Genomic DNA, 17,389 nt, shown 5'->3' on the forward strand with positions numbered 1-17,389 from the left:
GAAAGATATGTTATATAGTACGATGACGCAGGCTTGTATTGAGTGCGGACTTGAATTTGTCCAGCAGGCTCTCACCCGTATCTCTGTCGTTAGCGTTAATCTCGACCTTGCTGATGTTAATGCTGCTGCTACTGCTGGAGTTCATGCTGGCACCTTGATTCGGCATCTTCAAAGAGAAAGCATCGGGTTTCCATGCCTTCATCGATCCGACGATATTGCGTGTCATGTCCACGATCTTCAGCATGTTGGAGGTATCCGATTTATTGAGAACAATTTCTTTTTCATGGGCGAGGAGCCACTTCGGTCCAGAGAACTGCGGTGTTATGCCGCCTGATTCAGCTGAAAATGGTGGTTTTTTGTTCTCTAGCTCTTTAAAGGAACCGTCGAGAAAATGATGCTTGGCACGTAATATATCATTCGCTTTGCGAAGTTTATCGATATCCTGCTTCCAAGTTTTAATATTGGGATCATTTTTATTCTTAATTACCTTCTGAGCGAGTGCTTCCGCCTCTTTTTTATTGTCCAAATATTGATTCCAATCCCTGAGCTGCTGACTTTGATCGGAGCTGCCGCCGCTTTGTCCCGAATTCCCGTTACTGGTTGAAGGGGCGCCGCTACTAGATTTGCTATCGTGATTGGTGAATTTGTTAAAATCATTGAAATCTTGTTTAAAGGAATTATTAAGATTTTCGAACATTTTCTCACCGATTGTTTTACTCTGAGTAGTGAGATAATTAAAGAATATGTTATAAGATTCTCGAATTTTACTGAGCTCTTCATTCATCTTAACCGTATCATTGCCCATCAGTATGACCTTCAAATTATGAAATCCTACCTCATCCTCGAGAAGCCCTTTATAATACTGATCATACTCTTTCTTTTTTTTATCCAGCTTCTCAAGCTCTATTTTGTGTGTTTCTTCTTCTACTTCCTTTTGCTTCTCAATGATTTCTCGTCGATCCTCGAGTTGATCCTGCAAGCTGTTTTTGCGCTGCTCACGCTCATGATCCAGCTTATATTTCGAGATTTCCTCGTTTTTCGCGTCCAGTTGCTCCTGAATGTTTTTTCGCTTGACCTTTGCTTCGAACGAGCTGTCCATTGCAAGCACATTGAGCTTGTCCTGCAGCAATTGTCTTTCCTGAATCAGCTTTTTGAGCTGCTCCTCATAGTCATCTTCCGCATTCGCCCGATCAAAGGATTTTAACTGAGCATTGATATATTTCTCATAGTTTTTGAGATCTTTGTCCAGCAGCTTCGTGCGTTTTTCGTAACGTTCATTTTCTTTTCTGATCTCTTCCTCGACGGCCTGTTCTTTAAGTTCTTTTTCTTTCTGATACAATTTTTTCAGATTATCAATGATCTTATCGGCCTGCTCGGATTTTGTTCTAACCTCGGCGTCATGAAAGTCTACGATTTGCTTGCGGGCATCCTGATGGTATTTTTGCAGGAGTTGGAGCTTGAATTGTATTCTTGCTTTTTCAGCGGGACCCAGATCAGTGCCCAATTTTCGTTCGAGCTCGATTAATTGCGTATTGATGTTGAGATTCATTTGGACATACTGCTCGGCAATTTGCTTATCGATTTCAATCGCACTTTTTTTCTTTTCTTCCGTATCCAGGTTACCAAGCAGTTCTTTCTTCTGCTTTAGCTCTTCGATGTTTTGCTCATATCCAGCGACCATCGCCTCAGCCTGCGCTTTACCGGTATCTTCCGCTTGCTTAACGAGTTCCTCATCTTTTCCCTTCATCAATCCCGTGAGGCTTTCTAGATAAACTGCAGCGGCGCGCTTTTGCTCTGCTGTGTTTTGGGGATTGTTCAAAGTACGTTGAGCGGTGTATATTTCATTATTGAGCTCACGGCGCTCTTGGAGCGAATCCTGATAGCCTGACTCAACATACTGGGCATACTTTTTCTTCTCTTCCGGAGTATCGATCTCACCCAGCATGGCGATGTTATGCTTGATGTCATCCTGCTTCTTCTTGTGCTTGTTCTGATTGGCCTCCCATTTCTTGCTGTAGCCCTCCGACAAACTCATGACCGCTTGATCGATTTTGGATCTCGTTTCATTTAAAGAATTGGTGACAGAGATATAATCCTCAACATCCTGTTCTAGCTTCTTGGCGAATTCAGCGTTCTTTTTATCTTTTGCGATTTTCTCAAGCTTGCCCCCGACATCTGCTACAACCTCGCCGTTTTTGTCAACGAGTCCATGTGCGGCCAGCTTTTGCTTCAATGCAAACTTCTCATCATTTTGAACTTTGCGTAGGTTGTTCAGCACGGTAAGCAGGTCGTTATATAAGGAGATGCGTTTGGTTAAATGCTGATTGTAGCTTTTCCCCGATGAGATCGCCTCATCGATTTGCCGCTGGTTCGTTTCCAAGGAGGTGTTGACCTTATTGACGGCCTCCTCCTCTTTGTTGAATTTAATGCTGGATGTAAAGGTTTCTTCTTTTTCCTGACTATCCTTTCCAGAGGAAGTACTGGACGGAGAAGTAGATGATGATTTTGAAGATGAACGTGTATTTGAATTGCTTAATTGATTAAATAAACCCTTCACAAAGTCTTTTTGTTTATCTGCGTCAACTACAAAATTTTGAAGAGTATCGTGTACATCATTTAGTTCGTTGGTATGCCTAATTACAGATGGGTCTAAATGAAAGGAAGAAGGCATATTGTTATATAGTTTTTCCCAGTCGTCTTTCTTTTTTTTTGCTTGCTCTAGTTTTTTGCGGGCTTCACTCACGCTTGTAATAGTACTCAACTCGGCACCATACGAACCTATACGAGCTAAAGTATTATTTAACGTAGTGACAGACTCGTTATATTCACTCTCCATACTAGTAATTGCTTTATCGATTCGTTCCTGTTGCAATTCTTGAAGTTCTTTCTTCTCAATTGTGTAACCATTAGCATTTTTGATTATTTTGTCTGTTAGTTCAGGATAAGTGCTTATTAATTCTGCTACTTGTTCTGCAGATAATGTCTGGGAATTTGTCAGATCATTAATCGTTAGATTTAGTTTCTTAATCTCAGAAGAATATCCATTATATGCTGTTTTGAAGGGATTGCTTGATGCTTTTTCTTTAAGCTTATCCAGATCATTAAGTAATTCCGGATTCATTCGCATCTGTGCGAGAGATACCTTGATTTTATTTAACAGATCATCTGTAAAATTTATAGATGGAAATGTTTTTTCAATAGCTGCTCTGAAGTCATCCACCGTCTGAATATCGGAGTTTTTAAAAGTACTAAAGAGTTGATCAAATTGTATTGGTGAAATATCTTCTTTCGAATTTGCGGCAATCTCTGCAAAAACATTGAACAGTCCTCGGGTAGACTCACTGACTTTAGTTCCGTTTGCTTCTATTTCGTCAAGGTAAGTTGCAAATTCATTGGCTAGAGCCTCTCTTTTTTTTGCTACAGCTGAGCTTAAGGCATTATTCTCTTTGCTAAGTTCCTCATTGGCTTCTTTTAATTTCTGGGCAAGCCCTTCGCCCATATCCTTTAGATATGCTTCTGTACCGTATTTCTCAAGCTCTTCCTTGGGAAGACTATTCTTTTGTTTTTGGAAATCGAGGTAAGTTCTTTGCGCCTCGGTTTGTTTCTCTCGAGCTTTTCCTACTTTATCGAGTTGTTTCTCAATTTCTGAATCTATTTCTGTTTGATTACTTCTATATTCCAGGGTTGCTTTTTCTTTCAAAGCTTCTGTCTCTTCTTTTAAGAGAGAGAGCTTCATTTTTATAAACTCAATATTCTCTTGATAAGCAGAATTGCTGCCATCTAACGCGTTTAAGGTAAGTCCATATTTAGACTGGAGCTCACTTTCGAGACTTGACAATTTCATTCTTTCTTCGGTTGTCAAGCTTTGTTTTTTTGCAAGCTGCTCATAGCCTTGCGCTAACTTTTCAAGATTTTTTTGATCGGAAATGGACTGGATCATTTTATCCGAAGTTTCGGTTACGCTTTCCATTTCGGTTTTGGTGTCGCCAAAGAGGCCAATAACCTTTTCTGCTACCCAGCCAATTGCAGCAAATGCTATTCCAATACCGCTCGAAATGAGAAGTCCCTTTAACCCTACTTTTAATACGTTTGCTACTGCGGCTAGTCTGCCAACGCCTGCTGATGCCGCGTTTGCAGCGGGGACAATGCCGAACATCGCCGCAACTGCTTTTGCATTTTCTATAATGAGAGATTTAAAAGCGAGATTAAGCACGGTCAGTGTCGTAGTTACTGCAAATATCACAACAGGGAGTGTTCCGAAATGCTCGGTTAACCAGGATATGCTTGTACCTGCTGAAGTAGCGGCATTAATCAAACCGATAAGAGAATCTGTCAAGAAGGCATCTCCCATGGTGAGGGCAAGCTCTTGCCATGCAGTTTGCATGCGATTGATTCGTCCTTCAAGGGAATCCATGTGCGTTTCATTGTCGCGCATGGCTGATCCTTGACTATTCAACGCGGTCTCCGTAGCACCAACGGCCATTTGGTAGTTTGACATGAGTGCAATAAACGGCTTGATTTGATCTCCGCCCAATGATTTGGCAATGTCAAATTGTTTCCCAGGGGAGAGAGAGCTCCATTTATTCGCCAGCTGATCCAAAATATCAGAGGCGGTTTTCAATTCTCCCGTTACTTGATCCCGAATGGATACGCCGACATCGCTTAGGTCTTCGGCTGAAGCTTTGTTATTTGCCTGTGCATAAATCGTACTTAATGCCTTGCCGATGCTATCTCCCGATTCTTGAGTAACAGCTCCGATCGCAGTTGCATGCCCAAGCAATTGTTCCATGCTTACGCCATATTTGTTGGCGTTTGCTCCAGCTTGATTCATGGCAAGACCGAGATCCTTCGTAGAATAAGAGAATTTATTGTTGACTTCATTTAATGCATCCAGAATGTGGGTGCTTTTACTTGCTTCGATATTGAAGTTTTCCATTGCGCCGGTTATTGTTGTGATTGCTTCTTCCGAAGAAAGATCGGTCACGTTCTGGGCAAGCATGGCCGTCCTGGTGATTTTCGTTGACTGATTCCCGTCGAACCCTTTGCGTGCAAACTCCTTGGTAGTATCCAATACGTCGTTCAATGTACTGCCGTACTGTTTCGCTGTTTTGATTGACTCAGTGAGCATTCGATTAAAGTTGGTATCGGTGCTCATTACCTTTTTCAATTGGCTCATTTTTTTATCAACTTGCTCGATGGTGGAGATGGTGTTTTTCAACGCCGCAGTCGTAGTTGAGGACAACCAGGTTAACGTTTTGGAGAAAGCAGCTTTTAATTTATCACTCGATTTATCTGCTTGTTCTTCTATTTGGTCGAAGATTTGGAAAATGGATTGAATATTGAAGTTGAGATTAACATTCATATTTAATTGATGTCTTCCCAATGCTCTTATTAAGTCGGCAGTGTTCACGATATATGATCCCTCCTTTTTGTTCGTTAAGAAATAACACAACCAGCATCCTGTGAGATGCTGGTTGTGTTATTGCCTACGCATGAATTTGTTCCACGATCTCGCAGAAGCGATCGTAATGATCGGCTTCGTCGCCGGCATATTCCAGAGGGGAACGGTGCAGAACCGATTCCCGAATGGATTGGAGCATTGTTGCATTGCTATCGTTCTGTTCGATGATGACTTCTTCACGAGCTAATTGTTCAATCTCCTGAATGCGCTGGTCATTGTCAGAGAATTGATATTTATCATCGATCAATAGGGGATTGCCATCATCGTCTCTTGTAAGGTAATACTGGTTGATTTCGTTCAGATCCGCTGTAAACTGTTGGTATTGCTCCATAAGCAGCTTCTTAAACCGGGTGCGCATTCTACTGTGCTCCCGTTCAAGCTGCAATCGATGGAGAAATTGAATAAAAGGCTCTAGTTCGTATTTAAATAGCTTCATGCAGAACTCCTTTTAAAAGATATGATTGGGAAGGGGAGTGAACATCTTATCAATGCTATATGAAGGTTTACGTTATAATGCAGCTTCTGATTCGTCCGCCTTGCTATCTTGCAGAGTGGAGGAAATGGCCATCTCCCCAATCATGCTGCCCATATTATTGCTAACATCTGTTAGCTTCTTGTCTATCTTAGCAAGCTCTTCCTTTGGATACGCATCGAATACTTCTTTCATAATTCCGGTGTCGAGCAGGGACTTCGATACCGTTACCAATTCCTCGATTTGATTTTCCTTCGGGATCGGCAGGTTCGAGAATTCCCGCAAAATCAAGGTGTAGAGAAGTGCCAATGTTCCCCGAATCAATTCATCGTCGACTTCCGATCTTGACTTCAGATCATGGAGCAGTGTTAAGTAGGCGAATACAGTCTTCTCAATAAGAGATTCTCTGAATACCGTATGAATAGTGACCTCATATTCATTATCGTGAACCATAATTTTTTTACGTTCATTAAACTTGGATTCCGCTTTTTTCAGACCTGTGACTGTCAATTTTTTAGCCATGCCAAATCACTCCTTATGTAAGATATGGTTTCGTATCATGAGAAGGATTAGGGGAGGGACAGGCCCTCTCCTAATCGCTCAATGCATCAAATATTATTATTCTTTGGAGTCGTAGACGATCATGTCCGCAATCGTGTCTTCTCCGTTAATTTTTTGTGGGAACAGATCGAAGACAAGGCTCAATGTCGTTGGATCTCCTTCGGAACCGGAGCTGAGCGTGAAGTTAGGCTGCAGCTTCGCTTTATAGAATACCGTTTGCACGGCTGCTGCTTCTGTGGACACCTCGTCCATGAAAATTGTGTCGCCGACAAGCTTCACGTATTTCGGGAAGCTTTTCGCCGTGAAGGACAGCTTGTGGGCGGATTTCACTTCGGATTGATAGAATACTTCGACCTCGTCACCGATTTTAACGGTAGCAGAAGCATCCAACTTCACGACTCTGCCGGTTGCGGCGCCTTTTTGGTTCTGCTTCACGGCAACGCCGTTCACGAACGGATAGATGACGATGTCGCCAACCGGAGCCTTCTGCAGATTCACAATCATTCCATTGGAGCCGTCATCTTCGACTTTGGCGATTTCCGTGCGGTAAATGTTTTGCGCGGCTTCTTTGATGTCCTCGCCCGCAAGCATCGCAAGGTGTTCCATCGAGAAGATTTGCGTATCCACTTTAAGCGTCGCTGTTTTCTCGCCGTCCCAAGCGATTCGGCGGGAGCCTGCACCCATTGCATAGACGCGAGTCGATTGAATTTCTTGCGAGCTTGTTTTCGCATAGTCCATCGTCATAAGCGGAGCGTTCGTAGCTGCATCGAAAAATTGAAGATTCAAAACATCGCGGGAACCGTAACGACCAAGATTAAATGCCATAGTAATATTTCCTCCATATCAACACTGTAATGTAGTAGTTTGTGTATTTTAAAATTTGGTTTTGCTTATCCATTCGGGCAACTGCGCATTTTCTTGCAAATAGCCGTTTGCCCAGACTGGAAGAAGTCTTTGGTATTTGTCTTTTACTATCGTACGTTCAAAATGCTCATACGCTTGATAGATGGTAAGCTGATGAACATTGAACACGTTGATGCCATTGCCGTCGGCTGCGCACAGGATCGACAGAATATCCTTAAGATCCAGACTGTCCTTCTGCTTATGCTGGTTGCGGTAATGATTCAGCTTGTCGAGAATTTCCTTTGCCTTACCGTTTTTGAACTTCGGATTCGGATTAGCGGCATCTACGATCGCATTGAGCTCCTGAATCGCTGAACTTATTTTTGTATAATTATTTTTATTAATAAATTCAACTTCGCCAACATAAAAAGCAAGTCTGTTCTCATCAAATTCTACAGTATCCTTCACGAACACCGATAAGGACTTCGCAATGTAATCGCGAATGGCTTGATTCTGGATGAGAACATCATAATCGTTTTCATCCTTCAATGATTCATATTTTTCGAAGTTGATTCGAAACAGCTCGAGCAAGATTTTGCTCTTGTCGAACAGGCTCAATTGCAGATGGATCATATAATCCAAGTAGCCCATGTCGGCAATCTCTGCAATTGTAGGCGAGTAAAGCTTAATTCCGGTATCCGTTATGTACGGATAGCCAAGGAATGCTTGTAGACGATCAATCACCATAACGGCCACCTAAGGAATCTGTTATTGAACTGCTTGCTTAACGGCAGTGGCAAATGTGAAGGCCGGTACTCGCTTGGCGGAGACCTTGACCGTCGCTCCCGTTTTGGGATTGCGAGCGGTGCGTTCCGCGCGATTCTTGACCGAAAATTTGCCGAAGTTCGTAATGCTCACATCATCATTAGATGCCAAACTTGAAATGATATGATCTAATGATGATGTGATGATAGCCTCGACTTCTTTTTTCTTGTAGCCTGTATGTTCTGCTACTAATGAAATCAATTGACGCTTGTTCATATTATCACCTCCATAATGCTTATTTTTAGTTTAATATCATAATATAAAACGATATGCACGTTATGAAAAAGCTAGTAAAAATAAAGGATTTTTGGTCATTTCTAAATCGTTACGCATTCCGCGGTTGTCTGAATTTTTCTACTCGGGCCCTCGTTTGCAGCCGTTCTAATTCTAAGGCGCATGCTTTACAGTGTTTCATACGGTTAGAAGTCAGTCGAATGAGTTTGCCGCAATTGTGGCATGTCCCGATTCGCTTGCTTCCATTATAGTAATCTAGATAATCGCCGATATTATCGAAGCTGTTAACAGTCAATACGGTATTTGCCGATCGAGTTCCAATCAAATCAAGGAAGGAAAGCTGTATTTTACCTCGATCAAGGACGGTCAGCAGGCCAGTATTGGAACATTCATTAATGATGGCGTTAATTTTTTGTTTGGAGGATAGGCCTGCTGTTTCGGCTAGCTCCCGGTAGGCTTTTTTCGTGCCTCCAAAGTGGTTCTGAATGCTGTCCTTATCGAAGCAAATTCTGCAAATCTCGACCTTTACTTTATGCAGGACAAGCAGGGATAGCAGCACTTTTTGATGAGACTCATCAAGTCCGGTATTGCCGATAAAGTCCATTTCATCCTCGGTGACATCCATGCTTTTAATAACAATCAATTGATTCGTCTTTTTGCTTCCATAAGCAAGCACGGAGTTAATCAATTTATAGTGCTTCACATAGTCGTAGCCTTCCATATGCTTCTCACAGAAATCAAGCAGCCATTGCTTGCGTTCTTTCGGTTTGAAGCCTAAGTATTTCAAATATTTCACAAGAATTTTCAATTCGTAATTATGCGAGTTGGTCATGAATCCATGCTCCAGGAGATACTTGGCATAGGCTTCTTCATCATATTTATAATTCATTATAAGGTCACCTGCTTTAAGGAATAAGTTTTATTCAAATATTTAATGTCTCCAGATGGAGACGGGCTAGGGAACAGGATTGGAGAGTCGGCTCTGTTATGCTTAACATTCTCAAAAATCACATCTCCGTAAGTATTCCATAGTACGTCCTTATTGGAATTCTTCTTTTCTTCATAAAAAAGCCTGATTAAATAATTGACGTGTTCACTCTCATTCGAACACACCCGGTTCATTCTGTTCTTAAGCAATTCATAGCGGTTATTGATTTGTGTTCCGATATCTTCGATATATTTGGCACCGTAATGATTCGGTAGTGCACCTATATTGCCCATCTCCTTGACAAGTTTATTGTAGTTGGCCATTTCTCGCTTAACGGCAAGATAGGTTTTGTCATGTTCCTCCACGTTGGGGGCAAGATACACCTGATAATCGAATTTCTTTAATTTATTATCATTATGTTTAGTTTTAATTTGTGAATGGACAGCTTCAATATGTTTGCACAGCATATTCATGACGCAATCGCTGTCGATAACTGGCATGAATTCTTTATACTTATTTACGAATGCTCTTTCGTCCTCAGTTTTATTTTCTTTCTCTATTAACTGCTGAAGCTCAATACCGAATTTTTGCTGGCATGACAGCTCATAGCCGTTTACATGCTGGGCATACTTATTTTTCGTATCTTTGTACAAGTAAATAAAGAAATAAGGATATTTATTTAGCAATATAGAATTATGGAATTGCTTGACGCTTGCGGTTTCCTTTGGATCATGTTCTTGTATTCGATTGTACTGTGTCCAATGTTCAGGTATGCCCTTAACGTTCCTTCCGATTTTGGCCTTGTCGATTTGAGCTGACTGCAGCTTCGTACACATTTTTAACCGATTTAATAAAGTGTGGTGTTCTGTGCTCTCCGGATCGAACATAGGCAGTAGGGCATAGGCGGACGTACTTTTGTTTGTTATCGAACCGATGATAGAGCCGAACGCGAATAGATCCGCTTGGTACAAATCCTCCTCCGATATTTGCTTTGCTTGCGGCTTCGGTGCTTCATAAGCTACAGGCAGCTCGGATTCATATATGCCTTTGATGATTGTTGCATCCGATGTAGTCGCTAAAATATCATAGTCGAAATCGGATCCTGCCCATTTCATTGTTTCTTCGCCGAAAACGTTAACAATAATTCCGCTGTAACAATAGCGGTACCAATATGAAGTCATCTCGTTTTGGATGAGGTTCAGCTTGACGTGCTCGCTTCGATAGGTGAGGGGAGCACGCATCGAATTTACAATGTTGACGTTTTTCTGATTCCAATAATGAGAGTAATATTGCTTACGTCCGAGCAATCCGGTAACAGGCAAGCCGCATGCATGCTGCATGAAGGCAAAGGGATCGCTAATAATGGTTTGAAAGTTGCCGTCTACGATGATTTGGCCTAAAGCACCTTGATTAATTCGTGTTTTTATCAAATCGTAGATTTTCTTCTGTATGTAAGGGTCTTTGATCAAATCATGGTTCATGATTAAGCTCTTGACCCAATAATTTTCGCTATTTTGCAAAAAATCCGCGATCTTATCAGCATGAGCGTTGCGGCCAAGCAAGAAAAGCAGTGTATAGTAGATGTTATCGAGAGTCACGCCGCTAATCCAATCTACAAATTTACGGCATACGTCTTCAATGTCGGTACGATCTAGATTCAACGTTTGGAGAAATTGGTAGTTCAGTTTCAAGATATCGTTATCTTGTTTCGGACTGAACAGGGACACTCCCCAATGCAGCTCATTTTTACGGCAATTCTCTTCATATATTTCTGAACTATCGAAGGAGTCCCACAGTTTGAACTGACTTTCCGTTAAGATGACATCGATGTTCCGCAGATCCACTAACTTGGGACTACCGTCTTCATTTTTATAGGACGTCTGGATTATATAGCTCCCGTTATTGTACTTGTCGCAAAATTCGTGAATTGGGAAGGTGCAGAGCATTCCCTTCATGAAGCTTTGGCGTATACACCAGGTAGAAGGTACGTAGTCCAATTTTAGTTCTTCGGCCCATTGCTTCGCTTTATCATAACTAATTAATCCTTGTCCATCGAATCGATTGAAGTACTCTGTAATGGTTCGGACATCAATCATATCGTCTTCCGTCCCCGTTGTTTCCGTGACATAGTTAACTTGCACATCTTGAGGACTGTGGTAGTCCGGCACAACACAGAACCGGGGAGGGCTGACAACCTTAGTAGCCGAGCCATATAACCCTAGATAGGCATTGTACTTGGATGGCGTCAGCGGCTTGGATAGATTTCTTCCATTGTCCAATATTGATATCAGCTTTGCGCAGGTTTGTTCCTCACAGAACACGACTGTAGACGATCGCGCTTGACCTGCCGAACAGGATAATCGTATGTATCTTTTTCCATTAAGCTGGAGACCGTGTTGATGCAAATATTTATAATGAGCGGGATGCTCCATTACGATCGCAATATATTCAGGTATAAACATCATATTGTCGATATCAGATTGGAGCTTCTCAATTCTCGAAGAGTTCGTAGATGATTTCTTCTGCTTCTTCAGATTATCCCGTTCCGCACACAACTTCTCAAGTTTTCGCATGTCTATGTTTCGGTTCGTAATACGGCGAATTGTGCGAAGAAATTGATTATCGAATAGTGCAATTAATTCCCCGTAATCTTTTGCCTGCTCAAGAGTCAAATTCTCAATTGAATACTTGAACTCTTTGAGACGGGAAGACTTGAACTTCATGACATAAAATTGTTTGCTTTTCATATTATCAATCCTTATTATTTTTACTTTATTAAATAGCTATAAAAATTTTCGACAAATCAAGACGAATGGTTTTTACTATGCCTAGTTGCGTTAATGCAGTCTATATAGTCCAAATTCCCTTACCCTCCTTATCAAAATTCAAATAAAAATCAATTGTTGACGAGTTCAATATAGCATTTTAACAAAAAGTAGTCAATCATTATTTTTACTTTATAAACAAAAGAAAAATCGCGAATGATATTGAATATGAATATTGATGTTGAATTGTTATAAGTGATCTTGCTGTAATCCATAATGAATAATAACTTTAAGAAAAGTAGGAATGATGTATTATTTTTATTTTCTCGGTTGTGTGATACAATTGTATTACATTGTATTACATAGTATACATATGAGGTGGAACGGTATGAAGAAAGATAGAGTTATGCTCGAGGAGCGCATATATGAAGAAATGCAACGGATAGCGCAAAGCAGAAAATCAATGCATCGGATAAATGAGAACACCCTTTTTTTCAATATACCCGTCGGGACGCTACAATCCATTGCAACAGGCATGATGGAACTGGAAGAATTGAGCAATATTCAACTTTGCCAACTTTGTTTAAGTATATATAAAGAAACAGAAAACATGGAACTATCTCCTTTTGAATATTTTACGGAGACCGAGTTGCAAATCGCACATAAAAGCAAAAATGAATTTGTTTTTAATAAAAATAATTTATTTCTCCCATTAAAAATTCAAAATGTCATAATGGTTGATTTAGAGCATTATATTACGAAAATTAAATTGTCATATTTAGTGAAAATGTATCACTCTCAACTCATCCTATACGATTTTGAAACACAACGTAGCGCCAAATTCAAAAGAGGAAGTGACGGTGTCGTTCCCGTTCCTGATGTAAATAGAAGAAGTGTAGAAGAAATTTCACGTAAAATGATAGATGAGACATATTTATCGGACATGATCACGCTTAATGTGTACTCAGATGAAGTCGAACCTGTGCAGTATCATGCGAAGAACATGGAGCTTACCATCAATGAAGGAGCGGTCATATCTATCTTGGATGGATTCCATCGTTTGACCGGTGGGGTAAGAGCAATGGAAATCAATCCAGAGCTTGACCTGGAACTCATTCTATCGATACGTTCTTATGATACGGAGAAGGCAAAGAAGTACTTTGGACAAATCAACACAATCAACGTAGTAAAACCCGAAAGGCTTCGTGAGCTTAAGCAAGAAAAATATTCGGATATCGTTGTGAGAGATTTGCAGCAGAAATCAGATTTGAAGGGCAAAATTGCCTCTGCGGCGAAGGTAAGCAAGTTAGCGGGGCAATTGACTACTTTTGATATTTTAAGTTATGCTATTGACAATGTTTTTCGGCCCACCACCACGCTAGAGGCTAGAGAGTGCTCGAATTATTTGATTCATTTTTTTACTTACTTAGTAGGTAATTTTACAGAGGAATTTATTACGAATCCGGACAAATATAAGTACACTTATTTGAATCATCCCCTAATGTTTGCTGGATACATTCAGATTGCCAAGAACTTTTTGGATGAGAATAAGCGTCTAAATGAGATAAAGAAATATGTCGATGCTATCAATTTTAAAGACGAACGACTAGTAGCTATCTTTGAAAGCCCTAAAGGTCCAAATCACAAGAAAAACAGGGATATGATGATCGATTATTTCCAAAAAGGGTGAAGCATGTGTCGAATCGAATATACAGCGACGAAATGTTCAATCAAAATATAAAAAATATGTTTCTAAAGGATTATCCAGAAAACACCCGTTTGGCATATTCGCGTGTTTTGAAGAGAGCAAAGTATTTAGAGGATCAGGTATCAAAAGATTTGTATGACTTCAATCTACATGAGATCGTCCAGCTTCTTAGATTTCTGTCACCTACATCTTATGCTTCTGCGTTGTCCTCTTCATCTATCATTCAAAATTATATACGATGGTCGATTGAACAAGGATTACGGGTTTCAAATATGAATCCTCTGGATGCAGTAGTAGGGGATGAATTCTACAAAAATGTCATCGACGTATCAAGGAAGAACTTATTTACCTTGGAGGAAATTGAGAATATAACTGGTGGCTTAGTGAATTTTCAAGACGCTGCGATGATTAGGGGCATATTTGAAGGAATTATGGGGCACGGATACTCGGAGCTGCTAAATCTAAAAAAAGTTCAATTGGATCCACATCACTTATTATTACAGCTCGTTAATGAAGAGAAGGACAGGACTACTCACCGTGAAGTACAAATTTCTGAAGAATTAATGCTTATGCTTATCAAGGCGGCAGAAGAATCGGAATATTACAAAAATAACGGCAACCCGAGTCCTAATATCAAGGCGCCTACCTCAAAGCTTGTTGACAATGATTTTGTATTTCGGTCATCTATTTTAAATGTGAAGAGCTACGAACGGGCAGACAAGCATCTTGTTCTTCGCAGACTGAAAAATGTTGCTGAATGGTTTGGCCAGCCGACGTTAACCGCGATAAATATCCGTAATTCCGGCATGTTGTATTCAGCATATCAGCTATACAAAGAGAATGGAAAGCTGGAGAAGAATGAAATTGACTATGTATGCCATAAATTTAATATAGCCAAGCTGAAAGGCTCTGAATTTTATAATGTGTCACGGTTGAAAAAAGAGTTTCTTAGCATCGAAAAAATAATACAAGTGTACGAAGAAGAATAGGTGGAAACTTATTCTTCTTTTTTGTTGACAGAATAACATAGAAATGGTATATTCATAACATATTAAATATGTATATATTTATTTATATAATACAGAAATATGCTTATGTAATTGTGGGGAAGAGAAAAAAATTTTTAAAAAAAGTCTATAAACCAAAAATAAACAAATAAAATATTTATAAATCTATTAGAATAATTGTTTAAAAAAATGGGTCCAAATTGACGTACAATACATACATAAGCTGCTTGAATGAAGGAAACATGTGGATGTTACAAGATAGTAATTGATATGGGGGCAATATATATGAATACTTGATCACAAACGACATCATGTGCTTACTTCGTAGAAGGGGAGACAAAACATGGAGCGCGTAATGAAGAGTCTGAAAATCGATGCAAAAGCAACGGAACTAATCGCAATGATTACATTCTTATTCCCAACCAATGGCGAGAAGGAGAGACTCATACATGAGTGTGCGGAGATGAATATGAAGGATATTAATAAGTATGTATTTGAGTATCGAAAACAAAAAATAAAGAGTACAATGTATTTTTCGATAACAGAGTTTAATGAATACTGGAATGAAAGTCGAAAAAAAGCGCTTGAGCGTCTATTTCAAGAACCGCTGCATGAGAGTAAGTTAAGGAAAATGAATATTGATCATTCAGAACGAATTTTCCAAATACATAGTAAGCAACCATGTGATATTAGGTTCATGAAGTTTTTGCTATATCTTTGAGTAGGTAGTAAATAGAATTTGATTACAGTAATGATTTATTTTATGGAGGAATGGATGAAAGGAATAAAAGTTGTAATTATCGCTTTTTACGCAGGATATATTGTTTTATATCATCATGATATATGGTTAGGGTACAAAGATTATTTAACTCGCATTAATCGTGGGGTAGGGAATAAACAAATCGTTCATGTAGATAACACCGATGAAATTAATCATAGGCAGCCCAATATATCCTCCGTACCGTTGTCAGCGGATATTTTGAAATTTATTTGGGAAAAGACAAATGAAAAAGGCGTCGATTATTTATCTTTTCTTGCTCTAATAAAAACCGAAAGCAATTTCAATCCAGAACTTATTTATTATAATGATAATGGTACCATTGACTATGGGCTTGTTCAGATAAACTCCGCCAATATAAAACGTTTGTCCAAAAAAATAGATATTAAAAAAGTGGATGTGTTCAATCCATATCATAATATTATGCTCGGATTAGAGGAACTCATGGAATCTCGAAAGTATTGGAAACGAGAGTATGCTGGAGACAACTTAGATTTGGTTATGTATATGTCGTACAATATGGGCAATTACGGAAGTAGAAAGTTTATAAAAAAACATGGATTAATAGACAGTCAATATATAAAAAAGCTTAAGAAAAATAGAGAGACATTATTGAAGACTTTAATAAAATAAAAATATACATAAATAATGAGGTGTTTTGGCGTGATTAATATAAGTATTTTGTTAGAACTGCTTGAAGATTATTGCAGAGGAGAATTGACACTTAGTGATATGGGTGAATTTAAGGAGATATTAATTGATTTGTTGGATGAAGTTGAGCGATTGATTGACAGGCATTATAGGATGTAAAGACAATAAAAATAGGAACTAGGGTGATATTATGTGTGAGTTATTATTTAAATGCTTGATCGATTACTTAAGTGAAGAAGAGCTAGAATGTATACTGAATACGATAGCAGAACAATCCAAAAAGAGAATTTTAGATCAAATATTAGATACGCAAAGTATTGATAAATTAATTGAGATGAAAAATGATTATCACAAAATAGGTTTTCTTACATATGCGATATGGGAAATGAAAAAACAATAAAATAAAAATATACAAATCAGGAGTAATTATTTTGATAAAACTATTTGAAAGAGTGGTAGAGGTCATGTTCTGGAGTCGAATGTTTAAAGATGTTAGACAAGTTCATTACCATATCGCATATAGGCAAGGAAGATTTGATGAGAAATATTGCAAGCAACAAAATAGGCAATGAAAAAGCGTGTTTATTATCATTCGTTCCTGCTCCAAAGCATTTAAAATGGGAGCGAAAATGAGGTATACTGAACAACGTATATGGTCAATGATCATAGATCAATGGAACGATGGATGATGAACCGATAAGGAGAATGTACGCGAATGCGAAAAGAGCCTCACCAAACGAATCAAAATATACCCGATCGAGCGGTGCTCGTGACTTTAATAACAGATGATGTCAAGCGGAGCGGGGTTGATCCCCAATATTCGCTTGACGAGCTGGTGCAGCTGGCGGAAACGGCTGGCGTTGAGGTGTTGACCACGATGACACAGCAGCGTGAATTCCGTGATCCTAGATGGTTCATAGGGAAAGGCAAGGTACAAGAACTCAAGGCGGTCATTGATGAGATGGGTGCAACGACCGCTATTTTTGATCAAGAGCTGTCAGGAGCTCAAGTTCGCAACCTGGAACAAGCGTTGGATGTGAAGATTGTAGACCGTACGCAGTTGATTCTTGATATTTTCGCACAACGAGCAAAAACGAGAGAAGGTATCATTCAGGTGGAGCTGGCACAATTATCATATCTGCTCCCTCGTCTATCC

The 17,389-nt window shown here is 39.6% G+C and carries 14 protein-coding genes; 6 read left to right on the forward strand and 8 right to left on the reverse strand.

All coding sequences use genetic code 11. The features are described from left to right. Positions 1–10: 10 nt before the first annotated feature. From ABN764_RS02450 to ABN764_RS02485, 8 genes are all read right to left on the reverse strand, one after another. A complete protein-coding gene (locus ABN764_RS02450; protein ID WP_446670800.1) occupies positions 11–5,410 on the reverse strand; it encodes a phage tail tape measure protein in 5,400 nt (1,799 codons plus the stop codon). Positions 5,411–5,486: 76 nt separating this feature from the next. Beyond that, positions 5,487–5,897 carry a hypothetical protein gene (locus tag ABN764_RS02455; RefSeq protein WP_446670801.1) on the reverse strand — a complete coding sequence of 137 codons (411 nt, stop codon included), beginning with the start codon at positions 5,895–5,897 and terminating at the stop codon, positions 5,487–5,489. Between the two features lie 72 nt (positions 5,898–5,969). Continuing rightward, positions 5,970–6,455, reverse strand: a complete 486-nt coding sequence (locus tag ABN764_RS02460) for a YomO family phage-derived protein (protein WP_251483184.1) — start codon at positions 6,453–6,455, stop codon at positions 5,970–5,972. 96 nt (positions 6,456–6,551) lie between these two features. Next, positions 6,552–7,319 carry a YomU family phage tail tube protein gene (locus ABN764_RS02465; protein WP_268623404.1) on the reverse strand — a complete coding sequence of 256 codons (768 nt, stop codon included), beginning with the start codon at positions 7,317–7,319 and terminating at the stop codon, positions 6,552–6,554. 48 nt (positions 7,320–7,367) lie between these two features. Further along, positions 7,368–8,084 carry a hypothetical protein gene (locus tag ABN764_RS02470; RefSeq protein WP_446670802.1) on the reverse strand — a complete coding sequence of 239 codons (717 nt, stop codon included), beginning with the start codon at positions 8,082–8,084 and terminating at the stop codon, positions 7,368–7,370. Between the two features lie 21 nt (positions 8,085–8,105). Continuing rightward, positions 8,106–8,378 carry an HU family DNA-binding protein gene (locus tag ABN764_RS02475; protein WP_021261376.1) on the reverse strand — a complete coding sequence of 91 codons (273 nt, stop codon included), beginning with the start codon at positions 8,376–8,378 and terminating at the stop codon, positions 8,106–8,108. Positions 8,379–8,487: 109 nt separating this feature from the next. Beyond that, positions 8,488–9,285, reverse strand: a complete 798-nt coding sequence (locus tag ABN764_RS02480; protein ID WP_446670803.1) for a hypothetical protein — start codon at positions 9,283–9,285, stop codon at positions 8,488–8,490. Beyond that, positions 9,285–12,071 carry an RNA dependent RNA polymerase gene (locus tag ABN764_RS02485; protein WP_446670804.1) on the reverse strand — a complete coding sequence of 929 codons (2,787 nt, stop codon included), beginning with the start codon at positions 12,069–12,071 and terminating at the stop codon, positions 9,285–9,287. The genes ABN764_RS02480 and ABN764_RS02485 overlap by 1 nt, the downstream gene beginning before the upstream one ends. A 406-nt stretch (positions 12,072–12,477) precedes the next feature. Here ABN764_RS02485 and ABN764_RS02490 point away from each other — a divergent pair, with 406 nt between their 5' ends. From ABN764_RS02490 to ABN764_RS02515, 6 genes are all read left to right on the forward strand, one after another. Beyond that, positions 12,478–13,779 carry a DNA sulfur modification protein DndB gene (locus ABN764_RS02490; protein ID WP_446670805.1) on the forward strand — a complete coding sequence of 434 codons (1,302 nt, stop codon included), beginning with the start codon at positions 12,478–12,480 and terminating at the stop codon, positions 13,777–13,779. 5 nt (positions 13,780–13,784) lie between these two features. Beyond that, entirely contained in the window at positions 13,785–14,786 is a 1,002-nt protein-coding gene (locus tag ABN764_RS02495) for a phage lytic cycle repressor MrpR family protein (protein ID WP_446670806.1), read from the forward strand. Between the two features lie 361 nt (positions 14,787–15,147). Then, positions 15,148–15,525, forward strand: a complete 378-nt coding sequence (locus tag ABN764_RS02500; protein WP_142542915.1) for a hypothetical protein — start codon at positions 15,148–15,150, stop codon at positions 15,523–15,525. 54 nt (positions 15,526–15,579) lie between these two features. Further along, on the forward strand, positions 15,580–16,215 hold the full coding sequence (locus ABN764_RS02505) for a transglycosylase SLT domain-containing protein (RefSeq protein WP_446670807.1): 636 nt from the start codon (positions 15,580–15,582) through the stop codon (positions 16,213–16,215). A gap of 30 nt (positions 16,216–16,245) precedes the next feature. Then, positions 16,246–16,392 carry a hypothetical protein gene (locus ABN764_RS02510; protein ID WP_161627385.1) on the forward strand — a complete coding sequence of 49 codons (147 nt, stop codon included), beginning with the start codon at positions 16,246–16,248 and terminating at the stop codon, positions 16,390–16,392. Between the two features lie 556 nt (positions 16,393–16,948). Next, positions 16,949–17,389 (forward strand): HflX-like GTP-binding protein (locus tag ABN764_RS02515; protein ID WP_446670808.1); only part of this gene is annotated, 441 nt, incomplete at its 3' end.

The sequence above is a fragment of the Paenibacillus wuxiensis genome, assembly GCF_040195695.1.
Taxonomy (GTDB): domain Bacteria; phylum Bacillota; class Bacilli; order Paenibacillales; family Paenibacillaceae; genus Paenibacillus_B; species Paenibacillus_B suaedae.

Bases quoted from the DNA above. Each gene is read 5' to 3' on its own strand.
- ABN764_RS02465 (WP_268623404.1), bottom strand. From the start codon at position 7,319: ATGGCATTTAATCTTGGTCGTTACGGTTCCCGCGATGTTTTGAATCTT.
- ABN764_RS02490 (WP_446670805.1), top strand. From the start codon at position 12,478: ATGAAGAAAGATAGAGTTATGCTCGAGGAGCGCATATATGAAGAAATG.
- ABN764_RS02485 (WP_446670804.1), bottom strand. From the start codon at position 12,071: ATGAAAAGCAAACAATTTTATGTCATGAAGTTCAAGTCTTCCCGTCTC.
- ABN764_RS02505 (WP_446670807.1), top strand. From the start codon at position 15,580: ATGAAAGGAATAAAAGTTGTAATTATCGCTTTTTACGCAGGATATATT.
- ABN764_RS02480 (WP_446670803.1), bottom strand. From the start codon at position 9,285: ATGAATTATAAATATGATGAAGAAGCCTATGCCAAGTATCTCCTGGAG.
- ABN764_RS02475 (WP_021261376.1), bottom strand. From the start codon at position 8,378: ATGAACAAGCGTCAATTGATTTCATTAGTAGCAGAACATACAGGCTAC.
- ABN764_RS02460 (WP_251483184.1), bottom strand. From the start codon at position 6,455: ATGGCTAAAAAATTGACAGTCACAGGTCTGAAAAAAGCGGAATCCAAG.
- ABN764_RS02455 (WP_446670801.1), bottom strand. From the start codon at position 5,897: ATGAAGCTATTTAAATACGAACTAGAGCCTTTTATTCAATTTCTCCAT.
- ABN764_RS02500 (WP_142542915.1), top strand. From the start codon at position 15,148: ATGGAGCGCGTAATGAAGAGTCTGAAAATCGATGCAAAAGCAACGGAA.
- ABN764_RS02470 (WP_446670802.1), bottom strand. From the start codon at position 8,084: ATGGTGATTGATCGTCTACAAGCATTCCTTGGCTATCCGTACATAACG.